Consider the following 14,091-nt stretch of genomic DNA (forward strand, 5'->3'; position numbering starts at 1 on the left):
GACGGCGTGAGCCGCCTCGCGCAGGACCGCGCGGGAGACCTTCTCCCCACTGATGTGGACCAGTTGACCCTTCGCGGGTGCCACGCACTCCTCCTGCTTCGGGCAGCCGGCGGCGGTCGCGGTGCCGCTGTCGACGTACAGGTGGAGGATGCCGCCGTCCTTCGACCAGTAGGAGACGGACCAGCCGTCGTCGCCGTTCACACCGACGGACTGCTGGGCGGGCATGAATCCGGACGCGTCGGTGACGTAGACGAGCTCGGGCGCGACGCCCAAAGCACGTACACGGGAATCGAGTTGGGCCGTGTCGGGGGTGGCGGAGGCGCCGCCCTCGGCTCTGACGTCGGCCTTCTTGGTGCCGCAGCCGACGGCGAGCAGGGCGGGGAGGAGAAGTAACACCGGCAGAACTCTCGCGGTACGGAACATGTGTTCATCCTGCCGCATGTCACTTGATGGACATGTCTCTTGAACGGGGACACGGGCGCCCTTAGCCTCGGCCGGAATGAATGCCATCCCCCCGCTCCTGGACCACCTCGTGCTGGCGACCCCCGATCTGGCTTCCACGGTCGCCGAGTTCGCCGGACGGACCGGTGTGACACCGGTCGTCGGCGGTGCCCACCCGGACCTCGGCACTCGCAACTACCTGGTGTCGCTGGGCGGCAGCAGCTACCTGGAGATCATCGGCCCGGACCCGGAACGGTCGCTGCCGGAGGGCGCGCACTCGTTCGGCGTCGACGGGCTCACCGAAGCACGCACGGTGACGTGGGCGATCAGCCCGCCGGACCTGGACGCGGCGGTGGCGGCCGCGCGGGCCCAGGGCTACGACCCCGGCACACCGCACCCGATGAACCGCCGCAGACCCGACGGCACCCTTCTGGAATGGCGCCTGACCGACAGCGACACGGCCCACCCCTCCGGCCTGGTGCCGTTCCTCATCGACTGGGGCACCTCACCCCACCCGACCACCTCGGGCCTCCCCACCACTCCTCTGGTGGAAGTCACGGCCACGGCCCCCGCCCCGGACGAGATCCGCACCCTGCTGACGGCCCTGAACACCGGACTCCACCTCACCGAGGGCCCGGTCGGCTTCTCCTTCACCGTGGAAACGCCGAAGGGGTTCGTGACTTTCTGCTGACGGGCCTCCAGGGACGGCGCCACAGGGCGCGTGTGAAAACGCGGGCAGGGACCGTGGATGGGAGTATTTCTGCTGTTCCTCGCAAACAGTGGAATACGGCGCAGAAGGTACAGAAAGCAGACAGCCATGGCTCTCGGATACGACGTCCTCGTCACCCTTCCTCCCCGGGCGGTCCTGCCCGATGGTTCGTCGGTCCGGCCGCTGCCGGCCTGGTCCCCGATGTCGGCGACGCTCATCCACGGGGAGCGGGACGCCATCCTGATCGACGCCCCGCACCTGGAGGAGCAGTCCCGGCAGGTGGCCGAGTGGGTGGTGGTCTCGGGCAAGAACCTGGTCGCGATGTACGCCACTCACGGGCATGGCGACCACTGGTTCGGATTCTCCGAGGTCGCCAAGCGTTTTCCCGACGCGCGGATGATCGCCACCGAGGGCACCGTGGCCCTGGCGGAGTTCCACGCCGGAAAGCGTATGGAGTTCTGGAACAGCCAGTTCCCCGGCCAGATCGTCAAGGACATCGTGCTGCCCGAGGTGATCGACGACCACACCTTTCTCCTGGAGGGCGAGGAGGTCCGGTTCGTCGAGGCCGGCGACAGCGACGCACCGGACACCACGTTCGTGCACGTGCCGTCCATCGGCCTCGTCGTCGCGGGCGACATCGTCTACAACGGCGTCCACCTCTACCTCGCCGGCGGCGAGAAGGCCCGGCCGCTGCCCGAGCGGCGCGCGGACTGGATCGCCGCCATCGACAAGATCGCCGCGGTCCATCCTCGCGCCGTCGTCGCCGGACACAAGAACCCCGCCAACGACGACGACCCCCGCCACCTGGACGAGACCCGCAAGTACCTGCACGACACCGAGGAAGTGGCCGCCGTCGCCCGCCATGCCAAGGAGTTCGCCGATCTGATGGTGCTGCGCCACCTGGACCGCATCAATCCCGCCATGCTGGCCCTGACCGCCGAACACCTCTACCCCGGAACGACCGTCGACGGACGCGCCATCGAGTGGTGACACACCACTCCCACGAGCACCGGCACCACGCTCACACGGAACGGGGCCGGGCCCGGACCGACTGTCTCCAAGCATCGAGCGTCTCTCGTATCTCCCCCGCGCGGTAACCACTCCGCAGGAACAGCTCCTCGGGTCCCAACGCCGTGCAGACCGTCTCAAGCATGCGGTGCCACTTCACCAATTCCTCCGGAGAGGCCGCGAATTCAATGGCCGAGGTCATGGAGAGGGGGTCGCCCCTGCGCGAGCGGAGGGTGTCCAGAAAGGCGTTCGCGTCGGCGCGCGTCCACTCCTCGGACGCGAGGGCGGAGTCCGGCATATTCGGCAGCTCTTTGGCCAGTTGGAAGACGACGCCGAATCGTTCCGGACTCAGCTCAAGCACCCCGCCGGCCCCGCCGGCGCCCCAGTCCCCCGGCTCACTCGAGTTCATCAACGGACCGTCTCCATCCCGGTAGGCCTCGCACCCGGTCCGAAGGTATCGGATCGCTCACGTCCGATTCGTTCAAGACCATGCCCCGGCCGGCGGCCTACCGTGGCGGCATGACTCCACGATTCGCCGTCATCGGTGTGGTGGCCTCCGACCTGGCCGCCTCGCTTGCCTTCTACCGTCGTCTGGGGCTCGTGTTTCCCGAGGGGGCCGAGGAACAGCCGCATGTCGAGGCCGAGTTGCCCGGTGGGCTGGTGCTCGCTCTGGACACCGAGGAAACCGTTCGTTCGTTCCATACCGGGTGGCGGGCGCCCGCCGGTGGGGGCCGGGTGGCGCTCGCCTTCCGGTGCGACTCGCCCGCCGAGGTGGACGCCGTGTACGAGGACCTGGTGGGTGCCGGGTACCACGGGGAACTCAAGCCGTGGGACGCCTTCTGGGGGCAGCGGTACGCCACCGTGCACGACCCCGACGGCAACGGCGTCGACCTGTTCGCGCCGCTTCCGTAGGCCGCCCGGCGCTCGTCACACGCCCAGGGCGTGGCCGAAGCGGAAGAGGTTGCGGGGGTCGACGGTGCGCTTGACCTCGCGCAGGCGCGCACCGGCGGCCGGGGTCCAGTTGGCCGCCAGTTCCTCCGGCGTGGTCTCGCCGAGGAAGGTGAGCAGCGCGGTGCCGGTGCTCCAGGGCTTCAGGGCGTTCAGGACGCCCGTGCCCAGCGCCGGAACGGTCTTCTCCAGGCCGGGGAACATCGGTCCGACCACGTGCACGGAGTACGCGCCGTCGCGGCCCGCCACCGCGTTGGGCGGGGCCGCGGGACGCGCCAGCGCGCCGCCGAGCTGCCGGAGTTCCACGATGAGGGGCGGCAGGTCCGCCTCGGGTGCGGCGGCGTCGAGCAGGGTGTCCACCGTGTCGGCGTCGAGGGAGTGCAGCTGGGCCCCTTGGTGCCAGCTCGGGATGGGGTCCTTCGAGTCCTGGTGCACCGTGTCCACGGCCTGGAACGGGATCTCCCCCACCTGTCCCATGATCGGCTCCGCGACCGCCCGCATCGGCGCCAGCAGCGCCTCCCCCTCCCGCGCCGGGCCGTGGTGCGAGAACCGCAGGTGGAGCAGGGACTGTCCGCGCAGGTGCGCCGGCACCGCCTCCAGCGGCGGCAGCCGCAGCTGCAGGGCGACGGAGCTGCTCGCGGGCTCGGGGAGGGTGGGCGCCCAGGTGCGGTAGGCGTGCAGCACCCGGGAGGCCGCCGAGGCGGGGAAGTAGAGCCCGCCCGCGTACAGGGTCTTCACCGGGAAGAGCCGTATGTCGAGGGCGGTGACCACGCCGAAGTTGCCCTGTCCGCCGCGCGCGGCCCAGAACAGCTCCGGCTCGCTGTCCGCCGTGACGTGCCGCAGCCGGCCGTCGGGGGTCACCAGGCCGATCGCGAGCACGTGGTCGGCGGCGAAGCCGTACTCACGGCCGAGCAGTCCGACCCCGCCGCCGAGCGTGTAGCCGACGACGCCGACCCCGGAGGACGAGCCGCACAGCGGCGCGAGGCCGTGCGCGGCGGCGGCGTCGACCACCTCGCGCCAGCGGGCTCCGGCCTCCACGCGTGCCACGCGCCGCTGCGCGTCGACCGTGACCCGGTGCATGCGCCGGGTGCTGATGATCAGCGATCCCTCGGAGGCGCCGGCACCGTGCCCCGTGGACCGGACGTCGATCGGGACACCGCGCTCGGCCGCCCACTGCACCGCGTTCTGCACGTCCCGCGAACCGGTGACGGCCACCACGGCGAGCGGCCGGTGCACCACGGCCGGGTTGAACCCCGCGATCTCGTACGGCAGTTCGGGGTCGCCCGGCGCGAACACGGAGCCCGTCACGCCGGAGCGCAGCGACTCCAGGCCGTCGGCGGTGTGCTGGACAGGGGCCAGTGACATGGGGATCAACTCTCCGGTCGGGCGACAGACTTCGGGCCGTCCGGCCGCGGGGCCGTGGCGGTGTGCAGAGTCTGGCCGTCCGCTCTGGAAGCCTTCTCAAGCCGGAGTCGACCTCAAGCCGGGGTCGACGCGTTGCCGATCGCCAGGTAGCCGCTCGGCGTCAGGCCCGCCAACTCCCGCACGTCACGCGAGAGATGTGCCTGATCGGCATAGCCGGCGCGCGCCGCCGTCTCCGCGAAGGGCACCCCGGCCCGGGCCAGCGCGAGGGCCCTGCGCATCCGCAGGATCCGGGCCAGGGTCTTGGGCCCGTAGCCGAAGGCGCCCTGGCAGCGCCGGTGCAACTGGCGGGCGCCGAGGCCGAGTTCGTCGGCGACGGCGGCCACCGGGCGGCCCGCCTCCAGGGCCGCGACGAGCCGGCCCAGGTACGCCTCGGGCGGATCGACCTCCGCCGCCCGCTCCAGCGCGATCTCCTCCAGCGCCGCCGCCGGGTCCGGCGCCGCCTCCAGCCGGGCGCGCAGGCGTCGTACCGCACCGGCGGGCCACAGATCGGCCAACTCCACGCGCCGGTCGCGCAGTTCGTGCGCCGGGACGCCGAGGTAGGCGGGCGCGGCGCCGGGCCGGAAACGGACGCCCGCCCAGCGCGCGGGCGGGCCCCCGGGGACGTACGCACGGGTGTCGGGGCCGGCCACCAGCAGCCGTCCCTCGCTCCACAGCAGGTCCATGCAACCGTCCGGCAGGACGGGCCACACGACCGGATCCTCCAGGGTGCGCCACCACACCACGGCGCCGGTCAGCCGGGACGCCCGCTCCTCGTACACGTACGCCAGGCTACGCCGCGCGCGTCCGGTGCTCCTGAGGGCTGACGCCGTACACCCGCTTGAAGGCGCCGGACAGGGCGAACGCGCTGCCGTAGCCGACCTGGCGGGCGATGGCGGCGATGGTGTCCTCGGAGTCGCGCAGCCGGTCGGCGGCGAGCGCGAGGCGCCAGCCCGTGAGGTACGACATCGGCGGCTCGCCCACCAGATCCGTGAAGCGGCGGGCCAGCGCGGCGCGCGACACCCCGGCCTTGGCGGCGAGGGACGCCACCGTCCAGGGGTGCGCCGGGTCGTCCTGGAGCAGCCGCAGGACACGGCCGACGACGGGGTCGGCCAGCGCCCGGTACCAGGCCGGGGCCTCGGCCTGGGGCCGGGAGAACCAGGCCCGCAGGGCGGCGATCACCAGCAGGTCGAGGAGCCGGTCGAGGACGACCTCCTGCCCCGGCTCGTCGCGCACGATCTCCTCCATGAGGAGCGGGGTGAACGGGCAGGGCCACTCGTCCGCGGTGAGGGACAGCAGCGGCGGCAGCGCGTCCAGCAGCCGGCCGCTGATCTCGCCCTGCATCAGGTACGTGCCGATCAGCATGACCGTCGAACCGTCCAGGCGGTCGCCCCAGGTGCGCACGCCCAGGTCCATGGAGCCCCGCAGGGAGGTCCCGTCGGGGTAGCTGCACTCACCGCCCGGCAGGATCAGCGCCTGCGGGGCGGTGTCCGGGTCGTCGGCACAGGTGTACGGGTCGGGGCCGCGCGCGATGGCCAGGTCGCCGGCCCGCAGCCGGATCCGCTCGCCGCCGCCGTCCGGCGTGATCCAGGCGTCCCCGCGCACCATGAGCATGACCGTCAGCGGGGCGTGGTCCTCCACACGGACGGACCACGGCGGGTCGAAGCACGCCCGGATCATGAAGGCGCCACGCGCGCGTGGGCCCTCCAAGAGGCCTGCGAGGGGGTCCATGGGGGTCAGCGTAGACGCGCGCGTATGGGAATGAGCCGTTCAGCGATGGCCGGTGAGAACTCGCGGGGGTTGACTCGATGGCATGACACAGGACAGGCGGAAGATGACGGTGGTGGTGACGGGCGCCTCGGGTCGTACCGGGCGTCGGGTGGCGGAGTCCGCGCGGGCCGCGGGGCTGACCGTGCGGCCGGCCACGCGGGCGCACGGCTTCGACTGGACGGACCGGTCGACCTGGGCGGACACGTTGCGCGGGGCCGACGCGGCGTATCTGGTGCACCCGTCGGACGTGGGGTCGCTGGAGGCGGCCCGGGCGGTGGGGCTGCTCGCCCATGAGGCGGTGTCCCTCGGCGTACGGCGGCTGGTGCTGCTGTCGGCGCGGGGCGAGGAGTCGGCGCGGCCGACCGAGGAGGCGCTGCGGGAGTCCAACGCCGACTGGACGGTCGTCCAGGCCTCCTGGTTCATGCAGAACTTCAGCGAGGGACCGCTGGTGGAGGGGCTGCGGGAGACCGGGGAGCTGGTGTTCCCGGCCGGGGAGGTGCGCGAGCCGTTCGTCGACGTGCGGGACATCGCGGACGTGGTGGTGGGCGTGCTCGCCGCGAGCGAGCGGTACATCGGCCGGTCCGTGGCGGTCTCGGGGGCCCGGCTGCTGACGTTCGGGGAGGCGGTCGCGGAGATCGGGGCGGCGGCGGGGCGCGAGCTGACGTACCGGCCGGTTCCCGCGCGTGAGTACGGCGAGATCCTGGCCGGTTTCGGGCTGCCGGCCGAGGAGGTCGAGTTCCTGGTCGACGTGTTCGAGTCGCTGCTCGACGGACGGAACGCCTACCTCTCGGACGGCGTGCGGCAGGTGCTGGGCCGCGCGCCGCGCGACTTCACGGACTTCGCCCGGGAGGCCGCGGCGGCCGGAACGTGGAAGCCCTGAGAGCGAAAGGGACCACCCCGGCGGCCCGGTGAGGCGCCGAGGTCACTGGTCGGGGTGCGTGGTCTTCCCGTTGGTCTGAGCCGTGCCCCCGCCGGACTTGTGGGTGTGGTGGTGCGTGCTCTTCACATGGGCGCGCAGCCGGGCCGTGACGTCCTCCGGGGGCAGGAAGCGGGACCAGCGTTCCGGGAACTCGGACGGCATGTCCGGGTCGTCGGGGTCGGCCTCGCGGGCGGCGGCGGCACGGGTGACGTACTCGACGACCTGGGCCTCGCGCAGCCGCTCGTTGGCGGCGCGGGCCGCGGCCGTGGCGGCGGCCGGCCAGACCCGGTCGATGGCGGCGTTGACCGCCGCGCCGACGAGGACCGCGAAGGCGGACACACCGATCCACAGGAGCACGGCCACGGCGGCCGCCAGGGAGCCGTAGATCGTCGCGCCCTCGATCGTGTTCGTCAGGTAGATGCGGAGCAGGAAGCTGCCGAGCACCCACATGGCGAGGGCCACCAGGGCTCCGGGCACGTCCTCGATCCACGGGGAGCGCACGGGTACGGACACGTGGTACAGCGTCGTCAGGAACACGATCGACAGGACGATCACGACGGGCCAGTACAGGACCTGCACCACCGTCTCCGACCAGGGCACGATCCGCACCACCGCGTCCGGCCCCGCGACCATCAGCGGCAGCGCGACCGAGCCGATCAGCAGCGCCACGATGAACAGCAGGAAGGACATCACCCGGGTCTTGACGATGCCCCGGACGCCGTCGAGGCCGTACATCACGGTGATCGTGTCGATGAAGACGTTCACCGCGCGGGAACCCGACCACAGGGCGAACAGGAAGCCGATGGAGATGACATCGGGCCGGCCGCCCCGCATCACGTCGTGCAGGATCGGCTCGGCGATCTCCTTCACGCCCCGGTCGGACAGCACGGTCCGGGACGCCTCCAGGAGGTTGCTCTCCAGGCTCTGGATGGTGTCGGCGCCGGTCCAGTCGTCGACATAACCGAGCAGCCCGATGAGGCTGAGCAGCAGGGGCGGCACCGACAGCAGGGTGAAGAACGCGGCCTCGGCGGCGAGACCGAGGATGCGGTACTCCATGCACGAGTCGACGGTGTCCTTCAGCAGCAGCCAGACGGTCCTGCGCTTGGAGACGTTCCGGTACAGGGCTCTGGCCCGGTGGAGGCGACCCGCGGGCCGCTCAGAGGATTCACTTGCTGGCTGCACGACCTAAAGGTATCCGCCGCGCCGCACCGCACTCACCTCGTGGCAGTCTGGTGACCACCGCCGCCGCCCCGGGTAGGTTCGCAGACATGGCACGCATCACCACCCACACCGTGACGAACCAGCCTCCACCGCTGGTCGGATACGACGTCTTCGGTGCCGACCGGGCCCTGGTGGAGGCGGTCGAACGCCACACCGACCCCGGTCTGCTCGACGAGGTGCTCGACGAGTTGTCCGCGCTCGGCCGGTCCGCGGGCTCCGCGCAGGTGCAGGAGTGGGGTGTGCAGGCCAACGAGAACCCGCCCCGGCTGCGCACGCACGACCGCTACGGCCGGCGGATCGACGAGGTCGAGTTCCATCCGTCCTGGCACCGGCTGCTCGGCAAGGGCGTCGCGGCGGGGCTGACCACCGCCTGGGTGCGCCCGGCCGGGCATGTGCGGCGGGCGGCCGGGTTTCTGGTCTGGACGCAGGTCGAGGCCGGCAACGGCTGCCCGCTGTCGATGACCCACGCGGCGGTGCCGGCGCTGCGCACCGACCCTGAGCTGGCCGCCGCGTGGGAACCGCGGCTGACCTCCACCATCTACGAACGCGAGCTGCGGCCCGCCCACCTCAAGGCCGGCGCGGTCTTCGGGATGGGGATGACCGAGAAGCAGGGCGGCAGCGACGTACGGGCGAACACGACCGCCGCGCGGCCGCTCGCCGAGGACGGGACGTACGAGCTGACCGGGCACAAGTGGTTCTGTTCGGCGCCGATGTCCGACGGCTTCCTGGTGCTGGCCCAGGCACCCGGCGGGCTGACCTGCTTTCTCGTCCCCCGGATCCTGGCCGACGGCACCCGGAACACGTTCCTGATCCAGCGGCTGAAGGACAAGCTGGGCAACCGGTCGAACGCCTCCGGCGAGGTCGAGTTCGACGGGACCTGGGCGCGCCGGGTCGGCGAGGAGGGGCGCGGGGTGCGGACCATCATCGAGATGGTCGCCGCGACCCGGCTCGACTGCGTGCTCGGCTCGGCGGGGCTGATGCGGCAGGCGGTGGCCCAGGCGGTGCACCACTGCGCCCACCGCGAGGCGTTCGGCGGCAAGCTGGTCGACAAGGCGCTGATGCGCAACGTCCTGGCCGACCTCGCGCTGGAGTCGGAGGCGGCGACCGCGCTCGCGCTGCGACTTGCGGCCGCCTACGACGACGACGGCGAGCAGGAGCGGGCACTGCTGCGGCTCGCGGTGCCGGCCGCCAAGTACTGGGTGACCAAGCGCTGTACGCCGGTGACGGTGGAGGCGGCCGAGTGCCTGGGCGGCAACGGCTACGTCGAGGAGTCGGGGATGCCGCGCCTGGTGCGCGAGTCGCCGCTCAACTCCGTCTGGGAGGGCGCCGGGAACGTCCAGGCGCTGGACGTGCTGCGGGCGCTGCAGCGCGAGCCGCAGGCGCTCGACGCCTTTTTGGTGGAGGTCGGCCGGGCGCGGGGCGCCGACCACCGGCTCGACGCGGCGGTCAAGAACCTGCTGACCGAACTCGGCGACCTGGAGCGGGTCGAGGGCCGTGCGCGGCGGCTCGTCGAGCGGATGGCGCTGGTGCTCCAGGGGTCACTGCTGGTGCGGTACGCGCCGCCGGAGGTCGCCGACACGTTCTGCGCGTCCCGGCTGGGCGGCGACTGGGGTGCGGCCTTCGGCACGCTGCCGGACACCCTGGACCTGGCCTCGATCGTGGCTCGGGCCCGGCCGCAGCCCTGACCGCCGGGCAGCGCCGAGGCCGCTGGCGGGCGTCGCGGGGGTGGTGCTGCGCCGACACGGCACCACCCCCGCTTCCTGGCCCGTTCGAGGCCACGAACGCCGCTCGGGGCGGCGCTGCTCAAGTTTCAGACACCCTCCGCCCGTCCACCAGGGTTGCAAGGGGTTGCAAGTTCCTGGCATATATGCGCGGAGTGCATCCCTCCTCCGCGGGCAAACGGCAGTATGAGAGCTGCAGTCGGACCGGAAACCGCCGCCGGGACCGCTTGACAGACGAGTGTTCATATGTCCGTTCCAGGAGGATTCCTGTGGCGAACCCGCCGCTGAACGTGGCACGACTCGCCGCCGTCGACGCGGCACAGGCGGCACGGCTGCTCAGCGAGCTGCGCGAGGCCACGCTCGCCGGAGAGCCGGCGCGGATCGCGCCGCGCCCGGTGATCGAGCAGTCCTGGGGCCGGATGCTGCGCGGCGGCGTCGACCCGGACCACGACTTCCGGACGGGGCTGCTCAGTCCCGACGAAGTCCGGCGCAGACGGGAGGAATCGCCCCTGAGGCATGTCCTGCCGGTGCTGCGCGAGGGCCTGCTTTCGGTCGCCGACGTCACCCAGCACATCATGGTGATCGCGGACGCGGACGGCCGGGTGCTGTGGCGCGAGGGCTCCGCGCCGGTGCTGCGCAAGGCGGACGGGATCGGCTTCGAACCGGGCGCGGACTGGCGGGAGGACGTCGTCGGCACCAACGGCGTGGGCACCCCCGTCGTGGCGCGCCGGCCCGTCCAGGTGTTCGCCGCCGAGCACTTCGTACGCTCCTACGCCTCCTGGACCTGCACCGGCGCCCCCATCACCGATCCCAGGGACGGCAGTCTGATCGGCGTCGTCGACGTCAGCGGACCGTTGGAGACGATGCATCCGGCCACGCTCGCCTGGGTCGCCTCGGTGGCCGGGCTCGCCGAGGCGCGGTTGCGGGAGATGCACCAGGAGGCGCTGGAGCGGCTGCGCGCGGTGGGGGCGCCGGTGCTGGCCCGGATCGACGGGCGGGCCCTGGTGGTGGACCGGGACGGCTGGACCGCCGCGGTCACGGGGCTGGCGTACGTCCGGCGCGTCGGGCTGCCCAAGTCCCCGGCGGCGGGCCGCCGGTGGCTGCCGACGCTCGGCCTGTGCCAACTGGAGCCGCTGGCCGGGGGCTGGCTGGTGCGCCTGGTGGACGAACCGGTGCCGCCGGCCGCCACCCGGGTCGTCCTGGACCTGGCCCAGCCGCGCCGCTGGTCGGTGACGGTCTACGGCTCCGCGGGCTCCTGGTGCCGCGAACTCAGTCCCCGGCACGCCGAGTTGCTCTACCTGCTGGCCGTGCGCCGGTCCGGCCGCAGCGCGTCCGGCCTGGCCGAGGACATGTTCGCGGACGCGTCCCGCACGGTGACGGTCCGTGCCGAGATGTCCCGCATACGGCGGTATCTCGGGGCGGTCCTGGACCATCGGCCGTATCGTTTCTGCGAGGACGTCGACGTCGAGGTGCTACTGCCCGACGACCCCCGTGACCTGCTGCCGCACTCCACGGCCCCGGCGGTGCGCCACCCCTGAACAGGGTGACCGATTCGGTGCATCCGGGGAGCATCTTCCGCATAATTGCGCGGTCTTCACCGTCCGGCGGGCCCGACTGCCGTAGCATCGCTCTACGGGTCACCCCACCTGCTCCTCGGTCAACGTACGGACCACCAGGCGCAGTTGGCCCGCCTCGGGAGGAAGCATGAAGCAACGCGGCAAACGCGGAAGACACCGTCGACGCAAACGGGGCCGGGCCCTACGGGGCTTCCTGGCGGGAACCGCGCTCGCGCTCACCGCGGCCGCCACCATGATCAGCGCTTCACAGGCCACGGTCGCCAATGACCCGGGCGCCCTGAAGCCGCTCACCTCCCCCTCCGACACCGCACCGCTGCGCCTGCGGGAACACCTGGTACCGCGGCGCACGCTCGACCGCCTGGCCACGGCGATGGGCCGCCCGGTCGGCGTCGACGCCGTCCTCAGGAGCGCCGACCGCGCCCTGCTCGACGCGGCCGACTGCACCTCCGCCGAGCGGGCGACGCTGCCCGTCGCCCCGGCGGCCACCCGCGCCTACTGCTGGGACCCCGCCGACACCGCCACGCCCGACTGGCGGCCGGCGTCGGTGACCGCCTCCGGTGACGCCGCCCACGCCGGCACCCGGGAGTCGCACCGGGTGATCCTGGCCGGCTGGACCCACAGCGCCACCGCCGGATCGAGCGCGGAGCGCGGACTGGCCCGGGTCGCCTTCGTGGACGCCACCGACCCCGCGCGCCTCGCCTACCGCTGGGTGCTGCTCGCCGTCCCCACGGTCGACGGCCGCGACTACCGCGGCCTCGTCTCGCCCGTCTCCGGAATGGTCCGGTACCAGGACAAGCTCCTGGTCACGGCCGGCCGGGGGACGGCCGAGGCCCTCTACGTCTACGACCTGAACCGCATCCAGCGCACGACCGTGGCCGCCCCGGCGATCGGCAGGGTGCCCGGCGGCTGGTCGGCCGACGGATACGGGTACGTGATGCCCGCGGTGGGCAGCTACCGGTTCACGACCGGCCCGTGCGGGTCCGACGACACGGACGCCCCGTGCCCGGGCACGCTCTCCCTCGACCGCGGCCCGGCGACGGCCGGCCTGGTCGCGAGCGAGTGGACCCCCGCCGACAGCGACCACCGCGCCCGTCTGTGGCGCTATGCCTTCAGCGTGGACCCGTCCCGCGCGGGCCTGCTCGACACCGATGCGGAGGGCCGGGTGAAGGCGGTCGAGGCGTACCGGACCCGGGCGGCCGGGATCCGGGGCGTGCTGGCCTACCACCGGACCGGGTCCGCGCGGCCCGCCTTCTACCTCGGACACGTCCCCGACTCCCGGTCCGGCCACGGCGGCCTGTGGCGTCAGAACACGGACGGCGCGCGGGCCACACGCTGTGGCGCGGACGCGACACACCTGTGCTGGGCCCAGGAGCCCGGGTCACTCTCCTACGGGCAGGAGAGGGACGAGGTGTGGTCGCTGTCGGGCCGGATGCTCTTCTCCGTCCCGCTGGGCTCGATCGACAGTTCGCTGGGTTAGATGATTCCCTGACCCGCATGAGCACCATCAGCGTCACCACCTGGTCCCTGGAGCAGACGTCCCCGGCCGACCTCCTCGCCGCCACCGCTCCCGAGGGTGACGTCCGGATCGTCCGCGCCGAGGTCCCCTCCCCCGAGTTCAGCCGGTTCCTGTACGCCTCGGTCGGCGGCGACATCCTGTGGACCGACCGGCTCGGCTGGACCTACGCCCAGTGGCGGGAGCAGCTGGAGCGGCCGGGCGTGGAGACCTGGGTGGCCTACGACCGCGGCACGCCGGCCGGATACGTGGAGCTCGACCCCCAGGACGACGGTGTCGTGGAGATCGCCTACTTCGGCCTCGTTCCGGGCTTCCGGGGCCGGCGCATCGGCGGTCACCTGCTCGCGTACGGCACGGCCCGCGCCTGGGATCTGGCGGAGCGCTGGCCGCAGCGCGTCCCCACCAAGCGGGTGTGGCTGCACACGTGCAGCAAGGACGGCGAGTTCGCGATGGACAACTACCAGCGGCGGGGCTTCAAGCTGTTCGACACCAAGGTCGAGCCGGAGCAGGAGAAGCAGACCCCGGGTCCCTGGCCCGGCGCGTACCCTGCCTGAACCGCCACATACCGTTCCTGACCTGCATCGACAAGACCTCGTACCGCCTATGTGATCGACGACACCCTTGTTCCACATTGTGGGACAAGGGTGTCCACATGACGGACGAAGCTGGACTGTGTCCAGATTGCCATGACACGCTTCCGTCATGCCTGGAACTGGAATTGCCTTGGTGAGTCGGCGGCACGTCGACCTCGGCCGCATGTCCAGCGCCATCTGTCCGGCGAGCTGACCGCACCGGCGAACGCCGACATCTTCTGCTTCCCCCTCCCCTGCGCAACGACGCGCGCGTATGCCCGTATGCGCCCA

Annotated in this window: 15 protein-coding genes; 9 read left to right on the forward strand and 6 right to left on the reverse strand. The window is 72.3% G+C overall.

The genetic code is table 11. The features are described from left to right. Window positions 1-423 (reverse strand): membrane lipoprotein (locus tag IPZ69_RS32670; RefSeq protein ID WP_235458276.1); only part of this gene is annotated, 423 nt, incomplete at its 3' end. A gap of 76 nt (window positions 424-499) precedes the next feature. On the opposite strand from IPZ69_RS32670, the gene IPZ69_RS32675 reads away from it, so the two are divergent. Together IPZ69_RS32675 and IPZ69_RS32680 are read left to right on the forward strand one after the other, a co-directional pair. Continuing rightward, complete coding sequence (locus IPZ69_RS32675) at window positions 500-1,132, forward strand: VOC family protein (protein ID WP_235458277.1); 633 nt, start codon at window positions 500-502, stop codon at window positions 1,130-1,132. Between the two features lie 126 nt (window positions 1,133-1,258). After that, window positions 1,259-2,140, forward strand: coding sequence for an MBL fold metallo-hydrolase (locus tag IPZ69_RS32680; protein WP_235458278.1), 882 nt, complete (start codon window positions 1,259-1,261; stop codon window positions 2,138-2,140). Between the two features lie 31 nt (window positions 2,141-2,171). Here the strand turns inward: IPZ69_RS32680 and IPZ69_RS32685 are convergent, their stop codons facing one another. Continuing rightward, window positions 2,172-2,567: a hypothetical protein gene (locus IPZ69_RS32685; protein WP_235458279.1), complete on the reverse strand. Its 396-nt coding sequence runs from the start codon at window positions 2,565-2,567 to the stop codon at window positions 2,172-2,174. Window positions 2,568-2,677: 110 nt separating this feature from the next. On the opposite strand from IPZ69_RS32685, the gene IPZ69_RS32690 reads away from it, so the two are divergent. Then, window positions 2,678-3,070: a VOC family protein gene (locus IPZ69_RS32690; protein ID WP_235458280.1), complete on the forward strand. Its 393-nt coding sequence runs from the start codon at window positions 2,678-2,680 to the stop codon at window positions 3,068-3,070. Between the two features lie 15 nt (window positions 3,071-3,085). Here the strand turns inward: IPZ69_RS32690 and IPZ69_RS32695 are convergent, their stop codons facing one another. From IPZ69_RS32695 to IPZ69_RS32705, 3 genes are all read right to left on the reverse strand, one after another. After that, window positions 3,086-4,471 carry an FAD-binding oxidoreductase gene (locus IPZ69_RS32695; protein WP_235458281.1) on the reverse strand — a complete coding sequence of 462 codons (1,386 nt, stop codon included), beginning with the start codon at window positions 4,469-4,471 and terminating at the stop codon, window positions 3,086-3,088. Window positions 4,472-4,584: 113 nt separating this feature from the next. Further along, window positions 4,585-5,289: a helix-turn-helix transcriptional regulator gene (locus IPZ69_RS32700; RefSeq protein WP_235458282.1), complete on the reverse strand. Its 705-nt coding sequence runs from the start codon at window positions 5,287-5,289 to the stop codon at window positions 4,585-4,587. 10 nt (window positions 5,290-5,299) lie between these two features. Continuing rightward, window positions 5,300-6,238 (reverse strand): AraC family transcriptional regulator, encoded by a 939-nt coding sequence (locus IPZ69_RS32705; protein ID WP_235458283.1) that lies wholly within the window; start codon window positions 6,236-6,238, stop codon window positions 5,300-5,302. Between the two features lie 82 nt (window positions 6,239-6,320). Between IPZ69_RS32705 and IPZ69_RS32710 the strand changes: the two genes are divergently transcribed. Beyond that, on the forward strand, window positions 6,321-7,157 hold the full coding sequence (locus IPZ69_RS32710) for an NmrA family NAD(P)-binding protein (RefSeq protein ID WP_235458284.1): 837 nt from the start codon (window positions 6,321-6,323) through the stop codon (window positions 7,155-7,157). Window positions 7,158-7,199: 42 nt separating this feature from the next. Here IPZ69_RS32710 and IPZ69_RS32715 read toward each other — a convergent pair whose 3' ends face one another. After that, complete coding sequence (locus IPZ69_RS32715) at window positions 7,200-8,378, reverse strand: YihY/virulence factor BrkB family protein (RefSeq protein ID WP_235458285.1); 1,179 nt, start codon at window positions 8,376-8,378, stop codon at window positions 7,200-7,202. An 86-nt stretch (window positions 8,379-8,464) separates the two neighbouring features. On the opposite strand from IPZ69_RS32715, the gene IPZ69_RS32720 reads away from it, so the two are divergent. The 5 genes from IPZ69_RS32720 to IPZ69_RS47960 all read left to right on the forward strand — a co-directional run bounded on the left by IPZ69_RS32720 (window position 8,465) and on the right by IPZ69_RS47960 (window position 14,014). After that, the gene (locus tag IPZ69_RS32720) at window positions 8,465-10,102 is read left to right on the forward strand and encodes an acyl-CoA dehydrogenase family protein (protein WP_235458286.1); all 1,638 of its coding nucleotides are present in this window, start codon (window positions 8,465-8,467) and stop codon (window positions 10,100-10,102) included. Window positions 10,103-10,407: 305 nt separating this feature from the next. After that, on the forward strand, window positions 10,408-11,676 hold the full coding sequence (locus IPZ69_RS32725) for a GAF domain-containing protein (protein ID WP_235458287.1): 1,269 nt from the start codon (window positions 10,408-10,410) through the stop codon (window positions 11,674-11,676). Window positions 11,677-11,842: 166 nt separating this feature from the next. Continuing rightward, entirely contained in the window at window positions 11,843-13,192 is a 1,350-nt protein-coding gene (locus IPZ69_RS32730; RefSeq protein ID WP_235458288.1) for a hypothetical protein, read from the forward strand. 17 nt (window positions 13,193-13,209) lie between these two features. After that, window positions 13,210-13,782, forward strand: coding sequence for a GNAT family N-acetyltransferase (locus IPZ69_RS32735; RefSeq protein ID WP_235458289.1), 573 nt, complete (start codon window positions 13,210-13,212; stop codon window positions 13,780-13,782). A gap of 148 nt (window positions 13,783-13,930) precedes the next feature. Then, complete coding sequence (locus tag IPZ69_RS47960; RefSeq protein ID WP_310739661.1) at window positions 13,931-14,014, forward strand: putative leader peptide; 84 nt, start codon at window positions 13,931-13,933, stop codon at window positions 14,012-14,014. Window positions 14,015-14,091: the final 77 nt, after the last annotated feature.

The sequence above is a fragment of the Streptomyces olivochromogenes genome (assembly GCF_021538895.1).
Classification (GTDB): Bacteria; Actinomycetota; Actinomycetes; order Streptomycetales; family Streptomycetaceae; genus Streptomyces; species Streptomyces olivochromogenes_A.

What these genes read in the sequence shown, in the direction of transcription:
- IPZ69_RS32710 (WP_235458284.1), top strand. Translation starts at nt 6,321, where the DNA reads ATGACACAGGACAGGCGGAAGATGACGGTGGTGGTGACGGGCGCCTCG.
- IPZ69_RS32680 (WP_235458278.1), top strand. Translation starts at nt 1,259, where the DNA reads ATGGCTCTCGGATACGACGTCCTCGTCACCCTTCCTCCCCGGGCGGTC.
- IPZ69_RS32690 (WP_235458280.1), top strand. Translation starts at nt 2,678, where the DNA reads ATGACTCCACGATTCGCCGTCATCGGTGTGGTGGCCTCCGACCTGGCC.
- IPZ69_RS32720 (WP_235458286.1), top strand. Translation starts at nt 8,465, where the DNA reads ATGGCACGCATCACCACCCACACCGTGACGAACCAGCCTCCACCGCTG.
- IPZ69_RS47960 (WP_310739661.1), top strand. Translation starts at nt 13,931, where the DNA reads ATGCCTGGAACTGGAATTGCCTTGGTGAGTCGGCGGCACGTCGACCTC.
- IPZ69_RS32705 (WP_235458283.1), bottom strand. Translation starts at nt 6,238, where the DNA reads ATGGACCCCCTCGCAGGCCTCTTGGAGGGCCCACGCGCGCGTGGCGCC.
- IPZ69_RS32675 (WP_235458277.1), top strand. Translation starts at nt 500, where the DNA reads ATGAATGCCATCCCCCCGCTCCTGGACCACCTCGTGCTGGCGACCCCC.
- IPZ69_RS32735 (WP_235458289.1), top strand. Translation starts at nt 13,210, where the DNA reads ATGAGCACCATCAGCGTCACCACCTGGTCCCTGGAGCAGACGTCCCCG.
- IPZ69_RS32730 (WP_235458288.1), top strand. Translation starts at nt 11,843, where the DNA reads ATGAAGCAACGCGGCAAACGCGGAAGACACCGTCGACGCAAACGGGGC.
- IPZ69_RS32685 (WP_235458279.1), bottom strand. Translation starts at nt 2,567, where the DNA reads ATGAACTCGAGTGAGCCGGGGGACTGGGGCGCCGGCGGGGCCGGCGGG.
- IPZ69_RS32695 (WP_235458281.1), bottom strand. Translation starts at nt 4,471, where the DNA reads ATGTCACTGGCCCCTGTCCAGCACACCGCCGACGGCCTGGAGTCGCTG.